This window comes from Mesorhizobium sp. WSM1343, assembly GCF_055901535.1.
This window is the reverse complement of sequence record NZ_CM148370.1, coordinates 4,381,018-4,396,754: the sequence shown is the minus strand read 5'-3', so window position 1 is coordinate 4,396,754 and position 15,737 is coordinate 4,381,018. Positions and strand designations below refer to the sequence as shown.

At 62.3% G+C, this 15,737-nt stretch carries 16 protein-coding genes and 1 tRNA gene; 5 read left to right on the top strand and 12 right to left on the bottom strand.

Annotation, left to right across the window (positions count from 1 at the left end):
- Positions 1-5 precede the first annotated feature (5 nt).
- From AC0NIL_RS21455 to AC0NIL_RS21430, 6 genes are all read right to left on the bottom strand, one after another.
- Positions 6-3,788 (bottom strand): vitamin B12-dependent ribonucleotide reductase, encoded by a 3,783-nt coding sequence (locus tag AC0NIL_RS21455; protein ID WP_027162598.1) that lies wholly within the window; start codon positions 3,786-3,788, stop codon positions 6-8.
- A 631-nt stretch (positions 3,789-4,419) separates the two neighbouring features.
- The gene (locus AC0NIL_RS21450; protein WP_013532019.1) at positions 4,420-4,731 is read right to left on the bottom strand and encodes a PilZ domain-containing protein; all 312 of its coding nucleotides are present in this window, start codon (positions 4,729-4,731) and stop codon (positions 4,420-4,422) included.
- Positions 4,732-4,864: 133 nt separating this feature from the next.
- Positions 4,865-5,353, bottom strand: a complete 489-nt coding sequence (locus tag AC0NIL_RS21445) for an NUDIX hydrolase (RefSeq protein ID WP_013532018.1) — start codon at positions 5,351-5,353, stop codon at positions 4,865-4,867.
- A 210-nt stretch (positions 5,354-5,563) separates the two neighbouring features.
- A complete protein-coding gene (gene gpt / locus AC0NIL_RS21440; protein WP_013532017.1) occupies positions 5,564-6,064 on the bottom strand; it encodes a xanthine phosphoribosyltransferase in 501 nt (166 codons plus the stop codon).
- 131 nt (positions 6,065-6,195) lie between these two features.
- Positions 6,196-7,029: a universal stress protein gene (locus AC0NIL_RS21435; RefSeq protein ID WP_024504401.1), complete on the bottom strand. Its 834-nt coding sequence runs from the start codon at positions 7,027-7,029 to the stop codon at positions 6,196-6,198.
- A gap of 81 nt (positions 7,030-7,110) precedes the next feature.
- On the bottom strand, positions 7,111-7,854 hold the full coding sequence (locus tag AC0NIL_RS21430; protein WP_473573793.1) for a competence/damage-inducible protein A: 744 nt from the start codon (positions 7,852-7,854) through the stop codon (positions 7,111-7,113).
- Between the two features lie 123 nt (positions 7,855-7,977).
- Here AC0NIL_RS21430 and AC0NIL_RS21425 point away from each other — a divergent pair, with 123 nt between their 5' ends.
- Both AC0NIL_RS21425 and AC0NIL_RS21420 read left to right on the top strand, forming a co-directional pair.
- The gene (locus tag AC0NIL_RS21425; RefSeq protein ID WP_157678554.1) at positions 7,978-8,202 is read left to right on the top strand and encodes a hypothetical protein; all 225 of its coding nucleotides are present in this window, start codon (positions 7,978-7,980) and stop codon (positions 8,200-8,202) included.
- A gap of 53 nt (positions 8,203-8,255) precedes the next feature.
- Entirely contained in the window at positions 8,256-8,537 is a 282-nt protein-coding gene (locus AC0NIL_RS21420; protein WP_084016230.1) for a hypothetical protein, read from the top strand.
- 159 nt (positions 8,538-8,696) lie between these two features.
- Here AC0NIL_RS21420 and AC0NIL_RS21415 read toward each other — a convergent pair whose 3' ends face one another.
- The 3 genes from AC0NIL_RS21415 to AC0NIL_RS21405 form a co-directional block, all read right to left on the bottom strand.
- Positions 8,697-8,936, bottom strand: coding sequence for a DUF2188 domain-containing protein (locus tag AC0NIL_RS21415; RefSeq protein WP_013532013.1), 240 nt, complete (start codon positions 8,934-8,936; stop codon positions 8,697-8,699).
- Between the two features lie 30 nt (positions 8,937-8,966).
- The gene (locus tag AC0NIL_RS21410; protein WP_013532012.1) at positions 8,967-9,245 is read right to left on the bottom strand and encodes a DUF982 domain-containing protein; all 279 of its coding nucleotides are present in this window, start codon (positions 9,243-9,245) and stop codon (positions 8,967-8,969) included.
- Between the two features lie 112 nt (positions 9,246-9,357).
- Entirely contained in the window at positions 9,358-10,461 is a 1,104-nt protein-coding gene (locus AC0NIL_RS21405; RefSeq protein WP_473573792.1) for an NADH:flavin oxidoreductase/NADH oxidase, read from the bottom strand.
- Positions 10,462-10,686: 225 nt separating this feature from the next.
- On the opposite strand from AC0NIL_RS21405, the gene AC0NIL_RS21400 reads away from it, so the two are divergent.
- On the top strand, positions 10,687-11,265 hold the full coding sequence (locus AC0NIL_RS21400; RefSeq protein WP_024504405.1) for an NUDIX domain-containing protein: 579 nt from the start codon (positions 10,687-10,689) through the stop codon (positions 11,263-11,265).
- A gap of 67 nt (positions 11,266-11,332) precedes the next feature.
- On the opposite strand, the gene AC0NIL_RS21395 is transcribed toward AC0NIL_RS21400, so the two are convergent.
- Positions 11,333-11,417 (bottom strand) — tRNA-Leu (locus AC0NIL_RS21395).
- A gap of 374 nt (positions 11,418-11,791) precedes the next feature.
- Between AC0NIL_RS21395 and tig the strand changes: the two genes are divergently transcribed.
- On the top strand, positions 11,792-13,258 hold the full coding sequence (tig, locus tag AC0NIL_RS21390) for a trigger factor (protein WP_013532009.1): 1,467 nt from the start codon (positions 11,792-11,794) through the stop codon (positions 13,256-13,258).
- A gap of 160 nt (positions 13,259-13,418) precedes the next feature.
- Complete coding sequence (locus AC0NIL_RS21385) at positions 13,419-13,943, top strand: hypothetical protein (RefSeq protein WP_013532008.1); 525 nt, start codon at positions 13,419-13,421, stop codon at positions 13,941-13,943.
- Between the two features lie 119 nt (positions 13,944-14,062).
- Here the strand turns inward: AC0NIL_RS21385 and AC0NIL_RS21380 are convergent, their stop codons facing one another.
- Both AC0NIL_RS21380 and radC read right to left on the bottom strand, forming a co-directional pair.
- Positions 14,063-14,839 (bottom strand): glutamine amidotransferase, encoded by a 777-nt coding sequence (locus AC0NIL_RS21380; protein ID WP_063173660.1) that lies wholly within the window; start codon positions 14,837-14,839, stop codon positions 14,063-14,065.
- Positions 14,840-14,949: 110 nt separating this feature from the next.
- Entirely contained in the window at positions 14,950-15,711 is a 762-nt protein-coding gene (gene radC, locus AC0NIL_RS21375) for a RadC family protein (RefSeq protein ID WP_063172017.1), read from the bottom strand.
- Between the last annotated feature and the right edge of the window lie 26 nt (positions 15,712-15,737).

Here is a 15,737-nt window from a genome sequence, read left to right as displayed (position 1 = left end):
AGATCTCAGCTGCACCCGCTCGTCGAGCCACACGTATCGCACTTCTCGCAGGTCCCATTCCGCACCATCGTGAAATTCTGGCACTCGGAGCAGGAATTGCCGGTGTAGCCCTGGAGCAGCGATTTGGCGCGGCGGTCGTTGGCGAGTTTTTTTGCTTCGGCCGCCTCGACGGCCGCCGCGTCGGTGAACAATCCCGCCGTGGCATCGGAGGCAGCACCCGCCGCTTCCTCGAAGGCGATGTCCTCGGCCAGTTCCTTCGCCCGCTCCTCATAGTCGCGCTTGTAGGCGACCGCTTCGTCGCTGGCGGGTTTCAGCGCCAGCACGTTGGAGCCGGAGAAGGCGGTCGGTGCCGAGCGGGCAGGGGCGCCCGATGGGGCCGCAAAGCCTTTCGGATCGTTGCCGCTGACGCGCGACACCAGCTTCACCGGCGAGGCGCCACGGGTCAGGCCCTTGGAGACCGCATCGGTCTTGCCTTCGCTGATGCCACGGCCAAGTGCGGTGTTGGAAAAGTCCGACTGGTCGACATGAGCGAGATCGTTGCGGCCGAGGTAGGAGATCGCCAGCTCGCGGAACACGTAGTCGAGGATCGACGTCGCGCTCTTGATGGCGTCATTGCCCTGCACCATGCCGGCCGGCTCGAACTTGGTGAAGGTGAAGGCGTGCACATATTCGTCGAGCGGCACGCCATATTGCAGGCCCAACGAAATGGCGATGGCGAAGTTGTTGAGAAGGCCACGCAAAGTCGCGCCTTCCTTGTTCATGTCGATGAAGATCTCGCCGAGACGGCCATCGTCATATTCGCCGGTGCGCAGGAAGATGGTGTTGCCACCGATCTTGGCTTTCTGCGTGTAACCCTTGCGGCGGCCGGGCAGCTTTTCCTGCTCGCGCGACACGCGCTCGATGATGCGCTCGACGATCCGCTCGGTGATCTGTGCGGCACGCGCTGCCGCAGGTGCGGCGAGCAGCTGCTCGACGGCTTCATCCTCGTCGTCCTCGCCATCGGCGAGCAGCGAGGAATTGAGCGGCTGCGACAGTTTCGAGCCGTCGCGATAGAGCGCGTTGGCCTTCAGCGCCAGCTTCCACGACAGCATGTAGGCGCCCTTGGCGTCTTCCACCGTCGCATCGTTGGGCATGTTGATGGTCTTTGAGATGGCGCCGGAGATGAAGGGCTGTGCCGCCGCCATCATCTGGATGTGGCTGTTGATAGACAGCGAGCGCTTGCCGATCTTGCCGCACGGGCTGGCGCAGTCGAACACGGCGAGGTGTTCGGCCTTGAGGAACGGCGCGCCTTCCAGCGTCATCGCACCGCAGACATGGATGTTGGCGGCCTCAATGTCCTTGCGGGAGAAGCCGAGCGCCGGCAGCATCTCGAACGAGAAGTCGTTGAGCTGCTCGTCGGTGAAGCCGAACGTCTCCTTCACCCAGTCGGCGCCGAGCGTCCACTGGTTGAAGACGAACTTGATGTCGAAGGCCGACTTCAAGGCTGCGTTGAGCGCCGCGATCTTGTCGTCGGTGAAACCCTTGGCCTTGAGCGCGCCGGGGTTGATGGCCGGCGCCTGGTTGAGGTTGCCGTGGCCGACCGCATAGGCCTCCATCTCGGCGATCTGGGCTTCGGAATAGCCGAGCGTGCGCAGCGCTTCCGGCACGGCCCGGTTGATGATCTTGAAATAGCCGCCGCCGGCCAGCTTCTTGAACTTCACCAGCGCGAAGTCGGGCTCGATGCCGGTGGTGTCGCAATCCATGACCAGGCCGATCGTGCCGGTCGGCGCGATGACGGTCGCCTGCGCGTTGCGGTAGCCATGCTCCTCGCCGAGTTCGATGGCGCGGTCCCAGGCGGCCTTGGCGTGGGTTGCAAGGTCCTGCTGCTTCAGGTCGGAAGCGACGAGCGGCACCGGGTTGACGGCCAGCTTCTCGTAGCCCTGCTTCTCGCCATAGGCGGCACGGCGATGGTTGCGCATGACGCGCAGCATGTTCTGGGCATTGCGGTCGTAGTCGGCGAAGGCACCGAGTTCGCCGGCCATCTCGGCCGAGGTGGCATAGGCCATGCCGGTCATGATCGCGGTGAGTGCGGCGCAGATCGCGCGGCCTTCATCGGAGTCGTAGGGAATGCCCGACGTCATCAGCAGGCCGCCGATATTGGCATAGCCGAGGCCGAGCGTGCGGTATTCGTAGGACTGCTTGGCGATCTCCTTCGACGGGAACTGCGCCATCATGACCGAGATTTCGAGCACGATGGTCCACAGCCGCACCGTGTGCTCGTAGGCTGCGATGTCGATCGTGCCGTCGGCGTTGCGGTAGGGCAGCAGATTGATCGAGGCGAGATTGCAGGCCGTGTCGTCGAGGAACATGTATTCGGAGCACGGGTTGGACGCCCGGATCGCACCGGCGGAAGCGCAGGTGTGCCAGTCGTTCATCGTCGTGTTGAAATGCAGGCCGGGATCCGCGGACGCCCAGGCGGCGTAACCGATCTTTTCCCAGAGATCCCTGGCCTTCAGCGTCTTCAGCACCTTGCCGTCCTTGCGGGCGGTCAGGTGCCAGTCGGCATCGTCCTCGACGGCACGCAGGAAATTGTCCTTCAGCGACACCGAATTGTTGGAATTCTGGCCCGAAACCGTGAGGTAGGCGTCCGAATCCCAGTCTGTGTCGTAGGTCTTGAACGACATCGAGCTATAGCCCTGCTTGGCGAACTGGATGACGCGGTAGATGTAGTTCTCCGGCACGGCGGACTTCTTGGCCGCCTTGATCTCGCGCTTCAGCGCGGAGTTGATCGACGGATCGAAGCAGTCGTCGCCATTGCCTTCGCAGTTGACGCAGGCCTTCATGATCGCTTCGAGATGCTTCTTGACGATCTTGGAGCCGGTCACCAGCGAGGCGACCTTCTGCTCTTCATTGACCTTCCAGTCGATGAATTCCTCGATATCGGGGTGGTCGGCGTCGACAATGACCATTTTCGCGGCACGGCGCGTCGTGCCGCCCGACTTGATGGCGCCCGCCGCGCGGTCGCCGATCTTGAGGAAGCTCATCAGGCCCGACGAGCGGCCGCCACCGGACAGTTTTTCGCCTTCGCCGCGCAGCAGCGAGAAGTTGGAGCCGGTACCGGAGCCGTATTTGAACAGGCGCGCTTCACGCACCCACAGATCCATGATGCCACCCTCGTTGACGAGGTCGTCCTGTACGCCCTGGATGAAGCAGGCATGCGGCTGCGGATGCTCGTAGGAGGATTTCGACTTGGTCAGCTTGCCGGTGAACGGGTCGACATAGAAGTGGCCCTGGCTCGGGCCGTCGATGCCATAGGCCCAGTGCAGGCCGGTGTTGAACCATTGCGGCGAGTTCGGCGCCACGCGCTGGGTGGCCAGCATGTAGGCAAGCTCGTCACGGAAGGCGCGTGCGTCTTCTTCCGACGCCTTGAAGTAGCCGCCCTTCCAGCCCCAATAGGTCCAGGTGCCGGCAAGGCGGTCGAAGACCTGGCGGGCGTCGATCTCGGAACCGTAGCGCTCGGCTTCCGGCAGCTTGGCGAGTTCCGCCTCATCGGCGACGGAGCGCCACAGGAAGGAGGGGACGTCGTTCTCTTCGATCTTCTTCAGGCGTGCCGGAACACCGGCCTTGCGGAAATATTTCTGTGCCAGGATATCGGCTGCGACCTGGGAGAACTGCGCCGGCACGTCGATATTGTCCAAGCGGAACACCACCGAGCCATCCGGATTCTTGATCTCCGAAAGCGCCTTGCGGAATTCGATCTCCGCATAGGCGGACTGTCCTGGCTTGGTGAAACGACGCTCGATGCGCATTGGTCCGGTCCCTTTTGTCTATATGTAGCGCTTTTCCCCAGGGATTTCTGCCCCCGATGCGAAACGCGCATGTCCGCCGTCTGCCGGCGTTCGAAAACGGCCGGCTCTCCATTTCGCAGCCTCCGCCGGCCCTGCTGGTCAAACTCCTTGCGAAGTGCCTGTCCAACGTGCCGACGAACCCACGGGTCCCTCAAAACTGATTTTTTTCCGATTCCCTCGGTCGAGGGAAATTCACACTATCTAGCGTCGAACCTACCTGCAAACACTAAATATAGTATTAACAGACAATTTATTCAAGCCCGACAATTGTCCCTATCGACCCCAACCGCCCCACAATTCCAACGCTTCCGCCGGCCTCGTAACCAGGCGGAAATGCGAGCAAAACGCACATAATCCGGGAAAAAGACCGGGCTCAGAACTTTCCGGTCGCACTCTCAACAGGAGCGCATGGCCTATAAAAGGCGACTCGTTTTGCGCCGTCAAGGATTCGTTTGCGTAGCTTTTGTGACCCCAACATCTTGTGTGTCACATATGTGGATAACGGGGATAGAATGCGGTGCGGCGATCGCAATTTTGCCGTCACCAGGCAATCCGGACGCGGCAACGATCCAAAGCGTCGTGCCTGAATGGATCAGCCGTAGTGCAGCCTGGGTTTTGGCTCGGTGCCGGTGAACTGCACCCCGATACGGTCATTGCGACGCCAGCGGACCTCACACCGATAGGCAATGCCGTCGAGCGGCACATAGAGAAGGAAGCGATCGGGAACCCGGGCTTCCAGCGGTATCTTCAGTTCGGCTCCGCCTTCATGTTGATTGCGCAGCGTGCAGCCGACTTCCGAATTCGAAATTCCGGTGATGATCGACCCGCCCTTGAGCACGCGCGGACGATGCTCGCGCTCAGGCTCGTCGGACTCGTTTGGAATTGGATTTGCGGGATTCGCCATCGATCAAAAAATACCAGAGCTGCCGAATCCTACCTTTGATTCCTTAGCAAAGCATTCATGTCGATGCGCGGCAACGCGTGTCCAGCCTTTGCAAGCCAGTCCCATTTTGCAAAGAGCGCGGTGTGGCCGCCCGTCAGGAGAAGCTGTGCGGGTCGGCGCAGAAATAGGCGATGATCTGGCAAAGGTCGGGTTCGTTGACCATGCGCACCGCTTCGCTTGCACGGACCCATTTGCGGGTGCGTGAGCGTTTTTCCTTCCAGCGGTCCGCGACTTTGTCGACATGCAGCGGAAACACCAGGACCTCGCACGGGACTTCTTCGCCGGAAGCCAGCGCCTTGGCGTAGAAGTAACGGCCGGCTTCAAGATGAGAGACACGGCCGCGTAGCCCGGCCTCCTCGCCGGCTTCGCGCGCCGCGGCCTCGCAGAGCGGCTCCCTGGCCTCTGGCCAACCCTTGGGCAAAACCCAACGGCCGGTATCGCGGCTGGTGATCAGCATGATTTCGACGCCGTCTCCCGTGTCGCGCCAGGGCAGGGCGGCAACCTGCAGGCGGCACGGCGCGGTGCCGAAGAGCCGTCGGACCCTTTCGGCCAGATGATTGTGTGTCGTTGGCCTCGTCAACATCGAAGAAGCTAGCCCCAGCCTCCGGAATCGTTTGCCGTCTCACGAATCTTACGGCTAATTGTCGGCAATAAAAGTAAAAAATTTCATTCGCCTGGCCAATTTCCGCCAATAGACGTCGATTTCGCGAAATATCCGGCTCTGCCGGACCTGTTTGCGAAAGCAAATCCATCCCCGGTGCAAGCTGCTGGTCTGTAACAGGGTAGTTGCGAATCAGCCGGCGTGGTCGTCGGCGATCGGCTTCTGGTAGGTGAAGCCCATATCCCACGGGAAATAGATCCAGGTGTCCTGGCTGACTTCGGTGACGAAAGTATCGACCAGCGGCCTGCCTTTCGGCTTGGCATAGACGGTGGCGAAATGCGCCCTGGGCATCATCGCGCGCACGATGCCCGCCGTCTTGCCGGTGTCGGTCAGGTCGTCGATGATCAGCACGCCGGCGCCGTCTTCGGCGAGCAGGGCAGGGGTGATCTCCTTGAGGACCTGCAGCTGCCCCTGGCTGGTATAATCGTGATAGGAGGCGACGCAGACGGTTTCGATGACGCGGATGCCAAGTTCACGCGAGATGATCGCCGCCGGCACCAACCCGCCTCGCGTGATGCAGACGATCGCTTTCCATTGCCCTTTGTTGGCGCCGGCAAGCCGCCAGGCGAGTGCGCGAGCGTCGCGATGGAACTGGTCCCAGGAGACCGGAAAGGCTTTTTCGGGAAGGGACATGTCGCGCACTCCACAGCACGCGGGGATCGCGCGCAAGAAAACAGGGGAATGCGCGCGGAATTAGCTGGAAAGCCCCCATCTTGGCAAGAGCAGGGGCCTTGGCAAGGCAAGGGCCAGCGATCGCCGTGGGCTTACCGCGACAGGAAGGCTGCCACCGGCGCGGTGCGCAGAACGCTGCGCGTCACGCCGCCGAACAGAAGCTGGCGCAGCCATGAATGGCTGTAGGCGCCGAGCACCAGCAGATCGGCGCCGGTCTCCGCGATCCTGGTCTGGATGATGTCATCGACCGAACTGCCGCCCGACTGCTGCACCGAGACGCTGACGGTGGCGCCGTGGCGCGACAGCGCTGCCGCGATTTCGGCGCCGGCGGCCTCCGGGCTGTCGTCGAGCGTTTCAGGAGGGTCGATAACCAATATGTCGGTCTTCTCGGCTTCGATGATGAAGGGCAGCGCGTCGAAGGCGGCGCGCGCCGCTTCCTTGCTGCCGTTCCAGGCGAGCAAGACGCGTTTGAAGGTGGTGATCAGCGGACCCTCGTGCGGCACCACCAGCACCGGCCGGCCGGCATCGTAGACCAGCGTGTCAACGTCCGCGCTGGAATCGCCGCCCGTTTCGCGCTGCGCTGCTATGATCAGGTCGGCGGCCCGCACGCTCGAAATCCCGGTCAGCGCACTGTCACCCGAAAAGCTCTCCAGGCTTCGCCACTCGAAGGAAAGACCGGAATCCTCGATATGCCTGAGAAACAGCGTCCTTAATTTCTCGGCCCGTTCCCGGTTCATGTCTGCCGAAACCTGCAGGAATTCGGTGTCGGGAAAGCCTGTGGCAGAGGTGTAGGGCACGGGAAGCGTTTCGGCGTGGATGCCGACCAGATGGCTCTGGAACCGGGTGGCGAGCGGAATGGCGCAGTCGAGCACGCGCTCGGCGTCCTGCTCGTTCTGCAGAATGGCGACGATGGTTTTGAATCGCATGACAATCCCTCAGTTCACGAGCTGGCGAACTCGTGCCGGGGAAACGTTGCAGCGTCGTGCTTTGTTCCGGTCTGGACCAGATCAGCCGGGATTGCTGGCGAAGCCGGCGACCATCGCCTCGACATCGGCGCGGGCAGCGTCCAGCGCCCCCTGGTTGCGGGCACGCACGACCAGTTCGGTCCAGAACTTGCCATCGCCATATTTCGGATAGGAGCCGATGATCGTATCGGGATGCGCTTTCTGGATATCACCCAGCGGCCCCCCGATGAGGCCTTCGCCGAACGGGCAGGGCACGGTCGCCGACAGCATCTTCGTGCCGGCCTTCAGCGTCGGCACGACATTGTCGAGCATGGCCTGGAAAATCGACGGCACGCCAGCCATGACGTGGACGTTGCCGATGCGGAAGCCAGGCGCGACCGACACCGGATTGTCGATGAGATCGGCGCCGCGCGGCATCCGTGCCATGCGCTTGCGGGCCTCGGTATATTCGATGCCGCGCGCGGCATAGCTTGCTTCCAGCATGGCATAGGCCCGGGCATCGTATTCGCAAGGCACGCCAAAGGCCTTGGAGATGGAATCGGCCGTGATGTCGTCATGCGTCGGCCCGATGCCGCCGGTGGTGAACACATAAGTGTAGCGCGCGCGCACGGCGTTCACCGCCGCGATGATCTCGTCTTCCTCGTCCGGGACGATGCGCACTTCCTTCAGGTCGATGCCGATCGCCGTCATGATGTCGGCGAGATGGCCGATGTTCTTGTCCTTGGTGCGGCCGGACAGAATCTCATCGCCGATGACGAGCATGGCGGCGGTCACGATTTCAGGCATGGGAAGCTCCGGCAAGCGAGTGGCCCAGGGAAGGCGAGTGGTCTGAGATAGCGCGGCGCGGCGGTGGCCGCAATGTCATCTCCGCGGCGCCGGCTTCCCTGCCCGACTGCATGACCGCCGGAGGTGGATGGCTCGGTTGAGTCCAACGCATTCCCCACCATGTTCTGCGATAACGTGGCGGTCGAGCAAGATCTCGGCCGCATCGAGGGGCCCAACGGCAAGGGGCACATGCCGCAATTCGTGGCCGCGGAGCGAACCGCCGCATCCATCGAGCGCATCGCCGGCCGGGCTTTGCTGATCGGGGCCTCACCTCAGCTTCACGACAATTTCAAGGAACCATTCGGCTGACAACCGGGTTTTATGAGTGTCGCACCAAGGCGGCTAAGATATGGAGTGATTCAATGGTTACAAAAATTCTCGCAGCATCCGTCCTGACGATCGGTCTCGCAACATCGGCGATGGCCCAGTCACTGGACGACAGGTATTCCAACAATCGTGACTGGTGGCTGTTCGGTAACAACGACCAGACAACTGTCGACCCCTATACCACGGGAAGCATCAGTGACGGCTCCGGGTTGAACACCCAAGGCAACACCGGCGCAATAGGCCCATGTGCCCACAACACACCAGGCCCGGACGCTAACGCAGGGCAAAACGTCAACGATCAGTATTGCGGCAAATAGCCAGAACGTGATTTCCGAAAAGCGCACGCCGATTTTCTGGAAATCCATGTTCGAGGGCTAGTCCGCAAGGACAGCCGCTGGCCGCTGGCGCGTCCTCTCTCCGGACGGCGCTGCGGTCGGCGCTCTGTCGGACCGCTCCACATCAACCGCGATACCGAATCAATCCGAGACTTCTGTCTGCGGCCGGTCGCGGCCGTCGGCCAGTTCCTCATGCCATTTTCCCTCGGCGTCCTCATACTGGATGCCGTCCGTCGCTCCGGCGACCTGCTGCTCGGCCGAGGCGATTTCGGCGGCGCGCAACGCGTCCTGATGCGTCGGAAACGTCTCGGAAAAGGTCGCTCCGACCTTGTAGGCCCAGCCGCCGTCATGTTCGACGATCTTGTAAGTCAGCTTCGCCATGAAAAACCTCCGGTTGAAAGGTCCGTCTGCTCAATGCAGTCGGTCGTCGGGCAGTCTGTCGTCGGGCACCAGCACTTCCGATTCCTTGGCGGCTTCAATCAGCGCCCGGCGCGCATCTGCTGTCGAACGATAACCTTCCAGCACTTTGAGGCAAGTGTCGAGGGCATCACGATGGCGCGGGCCGCGATTGAGCGGCCACACCGTCATCAGGCACTCCGCGGCCTCCTGGGCGCTGCGGATGTGGCGATATTTGCCGACGTGGCCAAGTTCGACGACGACCGGCACTTCAAAAGGTTTGTTGTCCATCATGGCCGCAACGCAAAGCAGCCAATTTGGTTGCAACCATGGCCGTCAACCTGCGCCCAAACGTCTCAGAGGCTGTTTGAAGGCTCTACAGCGCCGTGTCGGGAGCGCGAACCGTTCATCCCGCCGCCTTCATCCAATGCTGCATCGTGGTCACCGAACGGGCAAGTTGTGGCGCCGGGTGGATTGTCTCGCTGAATGTCGCCGCCGCACGCCACCCCCAGCGCGGATCAGCCAGGAAGGCCCGCGCCAGCGCAACCATGTCGGCGCGGCCCTCGGTGACGATCGCTTCGGCCTGCTTGGGGTCGTCGATCAGGCCGACGGCGCGGGTCGGAATATCAGCGCCCTTGCGCACCGCCTCCGCCAGATGCACCTGATAGCCGGGGCCGGTGGGCAATTTCTGCAACGGCGAATTGCCGCCGCTCGAACAGCAGAGATAGGCAACGCCCTCGTCCTTCAGCGCTTTGGCCACTTCGATCGCGTCCGCCACGTCGAAGCCGCCGTCGACCCAATCCTTCACCGACAGCCTTGCGCCGAGCATCAGCTTTGGCACCGCCTTGCGCACCGCCTTGGTGATTTCGACGGCAAAACGCATGCGGTTTTCCAGCGCGCCACCCCAGCGGTCCGTGCGCTGGTTGGACAAGGGCGACAGGAACTGGAAGATCAAATAGCCATGCGCGGCGTGCAGTTCGAGGAAATCGAAGCCGGCGCGTTCGGCTCGCCTTGCCGCCTCGGCGAAGCGCTCGATCAGCTGTAGGATCTCCTCGTCCTCCAGAGCGTGCGGCACGTTCCAGCCGGTGTCGTAGGGGATGGCCGAGGCGGAGACGGTCTGCCAGGGATCCTCGTTTGGCTTCAGTGGCCCGCCGCCCTCCCACGGCTTGCGGTTCGAAGCCTTGCGGCCGGCATGGGCCAGTTGGGAGCCGAATTTCGTGCCGGGTGCGGCGACGCGTCGTGCAGCGTCCAGCGCGCGGCGGGCGGCCGCTTCATTGTCTTCAGAGTAAAGGCCGAGGCAGCCATGGGTGATACGCCCGCGCCGCTCGACATCGGTCATCTCGACCGTGACCATGCCGGCGCCGGACATTGCGAGGTTCATCCAGTGATGGAGATGCCAGTCGCTGGCCGAGCCGTCCTCGGCGGAATACTGGCACATCGGCGCGACGGCGATGCGGTTGGGGAAGGTGAGGCCGTCGAGAGTGATCGACTGGAAAAGCGACGCTGCCATGAGAAACTCCGGGAGGGTTCGCAGCTATTTAGGCGACCGATGGCGCCTGCGCCAGACACGAGGCGGTGAAAGGGCTTCTGGACCAATCACGGGCGGGATTGCCGAAATGCCGGTTCGCGGCTAGGCCTCGGCCAGGCATGTCTCCCAAAAGTGGCTCCGGTTTTGGGAGAACGACAGGCATAAACAGGAGCATGAAGTGCGACGCGCTTTAGCATGGAGACCGGGATGGAAGATCGTATTCGCGTCCGTTCGGAGGAAATCCTCTCCGACGACTGGGCCATCCTGAAGAAGACCGTCCTCGACTACCGCCGGCGCGACGGTCAGTGGGAGACGCAAATCCGCCAGACCTATGATCGCGGCGATGGTGCGGTGATCCTGCCTTACGACCCCTTGCGTTCGACCGTGCTTCTGGTGCGCCAGTTCCGCTATCCCGCTTACGTCACCGGCCACCGCGAGCCGCTGATCGAGGCCTGTGCCGGCCTGTTGGACGAAAACGATCCGGAGACCGCCATCCGCAAGGAAGCCGAGGAAGAGCTGGGTTATCGCTTGAAGGATATCGAGCGGCTGTTTTCGCCCTATATGAGCCCCGGCAGCGTCACCGAACGGCTCTGGTTTTTCATCGGCCGCTATTCACCCGCCGACCGCATCTCGGCCGGCGGCGGCGCGCAAGAAGAGGGCGAGGACATCGAGGTTCTGGAAATGCCGCTCGACGAGGCGCTGGCCGGCATCGCCGATGGCCGTATCGTCGACGCCAAGACCATCATCTTGATCCAGCATCTGAAGCTCAATCCGATGCCTGCCTGAACGGCGCCGGTCCTCCTTCGCCAGGGCTTTCGGGTGGCCCGCCACCCGAAGCTCGAAGGGCGAAGGGTGGTGCGGATGAAGGGACTCGAACCCCCACGCCTTTCGGCACTGGAACCTAAATCCAGGGCGTCTACCAGTTCCGCCACATCCGCATGGACCGGCAATCCCATGTGGCCATCATTCTGTCAATGTCAGAGACAAGATGTGGCCCAGCGACAAGATGTGGGGCAGGCCCGAATGCTGGTTATTGGCTGGGATGCGAAGACTGTTGAAAATTGGCCTCGCCTGTGACAAAAGGCGTGTCAAATGTGACGGGACGCGACGATCCGCTTCTGCAGAATGTGATAAGAAGTAGGAAAAACAAGAACTTATTCACATTTTGGAACGCAGTTTGGGAGAGTTTGAGCCGGGTTTTCGGTCAAATCGCCAGGTTCCGTACCAAAAGCCATTCCCGGCAAGAATATACCGGCAGGCTGTGAACGGCAGAGGCCGTGGCAGTCTCATTGGTGAAAACAAAGGTTTTACGATGCAGGTCACCGAAACGCTCAACTCCGGTCTCAAGCGAGAGATCAAGATCACCGTGCCGGCCGGTGACATGGAAGCCAAGCTGATGGCGCGGCTTTCGGATGCCCGCAACAAGGTCCGCATCAACGGCTTCCGTCCAGGCAAGGTGCCGGTGCAGCACCTGCGCAAGGTCTACGGCAAGTCGTTCATGGCCGAAGTGGTCAACGAAATCCTCAACGATTCGACCCGTTCGATCATTACCGGGCGTGGTGAAAAGGCTGCCATGCAGCCTGAAGTCATCATGACCGAGGACGAGAAGGAAGCCGAGAAGATCCTGGCCGGTGGCGCCGACTTCGAATTCCGCCTCAACTACGAGATCATCCCGGCGATCGAGATCAAGGACTTTTCCGACATCAAGGTGACGCGCCAGGTGTTCGACGTGCCTGATGCCGAGATCGACGAGCAGGTCCAGCGCGTTGCCGAATCGGCGCGCAGCTACGAGCCGAAGACCGGCAAGGCCGCCAATGGCGACCGTGTCACCATCGACTATGTCGGCAAGATCGACGGCGAGGCCTTCAATGGCGGCGCCGGCACCGATCAGCCGCTGGTGCTAGGCTCGAAGGAATTCATCCCCGGCTTCGAGGATCAGCTTGTCGGCGCCAAGGCCGGCGACGAAAAGCAGGTCACCGTGACTTTCCCGGAAAACTACCAGGCGGCGCATCTGGCCGGCAAGGAAGCGACCTTCGATGTCACCGTCAAGGAAGTGTCCCAGCCCGGCGCGCTGGAAATCAACGACGAGACCGCCAAGAACCTCGGCCTGGAGTCGCTGGAGCGCCTGCGCGACGTCGTGCGCGGCCAGATCGAGAACCAGTTCGGCGCCATGACGCGCCAGAAGGTCAAGCGCCAGCTGCTCGACCAGCTCGATGCGGCTTATTCGTTCGAGGCGCCGTCGAAGCTCGTCGACGCCGAGTTCAACAACATCTGGGCGCAGGTCAATCGTGATCTGGAAGCAGCCGGACGCACCTTCGCCGACGAAGAGACGACGGAAGAAGAGGCGCGCGCCGAGTATCTGCGGCTTGCCGAGCGCCGCGTGCGCCTCGGGCTGGTGCTGGCTGAAATCGGCGAGAAGGCCGGCGTGACCGTATCGGACGAAGAGCTGCAGCGCGGCCTGTTCGAGCAGGTGCGGCGCTATCCGGGAAACCAGCAGCAGGAAGTCTTCGAGTTCTACCGCAACAACCCGGAAGCGTTGAACACGCTGCGGGCGCCGATGTTCGAGGAAAAGGTGGTCGACCATCTGCTCGGTCAGATTTCGGTCACCGACGTCAAGGTCAGCAAGGAAGAGCTGATGGCCGATGACGAAGAGGACGAGACCGCCGTCAAGGCGAAGCCGGCGAAGAAAGCCGCCGCCAAGAAGGCCGACGCCAAGACGGCCGACGACGCGGAAGAGCCCAAGAAGAAGGCCGCGCCGAAGAAGAAGGCCGCCGAATAACACCAGCGCTCCGCTGAAACAGGAAGGCCGCCCTCGAGGCGGCCTTTTTCGTTGCCAAACTGCAACAGCCGCCATGCTTCGCGAGCGACGGCCTGTGGCGACCAAGCTTTGATCATTATCTGCGCTTCTATTGCAAGCCGCTTGGTTGTTGGAGGGCGTGTTGAGACTGTTCGTCGAATTGGGACACGCTTCGGCAATCGCGCTGATCCTTATCTCGGTCTGCGGCATTGCCCAGGCCGGCACGGTGCCTGACAACTGGCGCTTCGGCACGAGTGAAGACGGCCTCGTGACGGCCTCGCTCTACGCCACCAACAAACTGATCACCGGCGGCGGTGCCTTGAGCTACAGCCCGATCCTGACGATTGCCTGCCGGGCAAACGGCGAGCCGCATTGGACTGAATGGCTGCAACTGAACGACGCTGTTTCGGCCAGCCGCAAGATCACCATGTCGATTACGGTCGATCAGGAGAGCAAGTTCGACGAAAGCTGGTCGGTCGGGCCGCGCGGCCGGATGCTGGTGCGCGATGGCGCCGATGGCATCAGGCGCCTTGTCGCCGCGAACCGGCTCCAGCTTTCGTGGCGGTTCGGGCTGCTGGCGGGGCGCGGCGAGGCCGATTTCGACCTCGCCGGGTTCGGCGAAGCGGTCAGCCAGGTTGCCGGAAACTGCAACACCGATCCGCCGTGAACGACCGTGAGGCGAAGGCGGCAACGGCCGAGCTCGCGGTTCCCGGTGATGCTGATCGGCTTCAAACCTTTGTTCTCATACATGTCGTTGCCCCAAAAACGCACTTTGGGGCGACATCTTCAAACGGCGTTGCTGACCCAGCGGAGCACGTTGGTCCAAAGCCGTGCATAGCCGGGCCATTCGACAAAACTGTTCGGCAGCCAGTGCGGTCCGATGTCCGACGTCCAGACCAGCGTGCGCCCTTCGCCGTGACGCCCGGTGACCAGCAGGGGATGGCCGCCCTGGTCCTGCGGCAGCCGCGCCAGAACCTCGACATCGTCGCGATCGCGGGCGACGACCTCGTTGGCACCGAGCAGCAGCGGCCATTCGCCCTCAATGCCGGCAAAAAGCGGATGGTCTCTTGAGCCAGTGATCTCGGGACGAAAGCCCTCCGGAATTTCGAGACGGTCATCATTGGGAAGGCAGGTCACCGGCAGCGCCTCCTCGACCGCCGTGCGATGCCAGCGCGCCTTGCCGTCAATGCCTTGGAAGCTGAAGTAACCGCCGATCATGATCAGGCCGCCGCCGGCCAGCGTCCAGTCGCGCAGGAGCTTGAGCCGGTTCGGCACTGTCTTGCCGTGCAGCCAGACATCGGGATGAAGCAGCAGCGAGTTTGCGCCAATGTCGGACAGGATGATCGTCCTGTATTGCGACAGCCCTTCCATGGTGAAAGGCAGCTTCTCGACGGCCTCATGAGCGGGCATGTAGTCGAGATCGAATTCGCTGTCCTTCAAGGCGTCGACCAGGGGCGTTGCCCCGAGATGGAAGGTGACGCTGCCGAATTGGTCGAACCCCTTGTAGTGGGTCGCCGAACTCACCCAGCTTTCGCCGACAAGAAGGACTTTTGTATTCGCCATGATCATACTCTCCTGATTCCGCCAGTCGCTTGTTCCAGCCGGCTTCGCCCGCCCCGATCTCTGGGATCGCGTGGTCGGGGTCGGCCGGCGTTGGCGCCGGCCCTGCCATCTCAGATCAGCAGCAGGCCCTTCATGCTGGCATATCCCTTCCGCCCGATGATGATGTGGTCGTGCACCGCGATGCCCAGCCGCTTGCCCGCGTCGATGATCTCCTTCGTCATCTCGATGTCGGCGCGCGATGGCGTCGGGTCGCCTGACGGGTGATTGTGGACCAGGATAATGGCAGTCGCCGAGAGTTCGAGCGCCCGCTTGATCACTTCTCGCGGGTAGACAGGCGTGTGGTCGACAGTACCCGTCTGCTGCACCTCGTCGGCGATCAGCGCGTTCTTTTTGTCGAGGAACAGGATGCGGAACTGCTCGCGCGCCTCGAAGGCCATTGCTGAGCGGCAATAGTCGAGGAGCTGCTGCCAGGACGAGAGGATCTCGCGGCCGTGGACCTCGCCGCGGGCCATGCGCTGCGCCGTTGCGGCGACGATTTTCAGGTCGAGTGCTACCGCAGGGCCGATGCCCTTGACCTCCTGCAGCAGGCCCACCGGGGCGCCAATCACTTCGGCCAGCGTGCCGAAGCGTGCCAGCAGCGCCTTGGCCGCCGGTTTGGTGTCGGCACGAGGGATCAGGCGAAAGAGCAGAAGTTCCAGAAGTTCGTAATCGGGCAGGGCATCTGGACCCGCCAGGGCAAAGCGCTCGCGCAAGCGGTCGCGATGGCCGAGGTAATGCGGCTTTTCGTCGAGCGTCGCCTTGGCTTTCGCAGCAGGCCGCATCGGCGCTTCGGAGAAGAAACTCCGCTCGTCATCGTCGCTTGTGTTCCCCATACCCCGCCCACATTGCTCCGGCACAG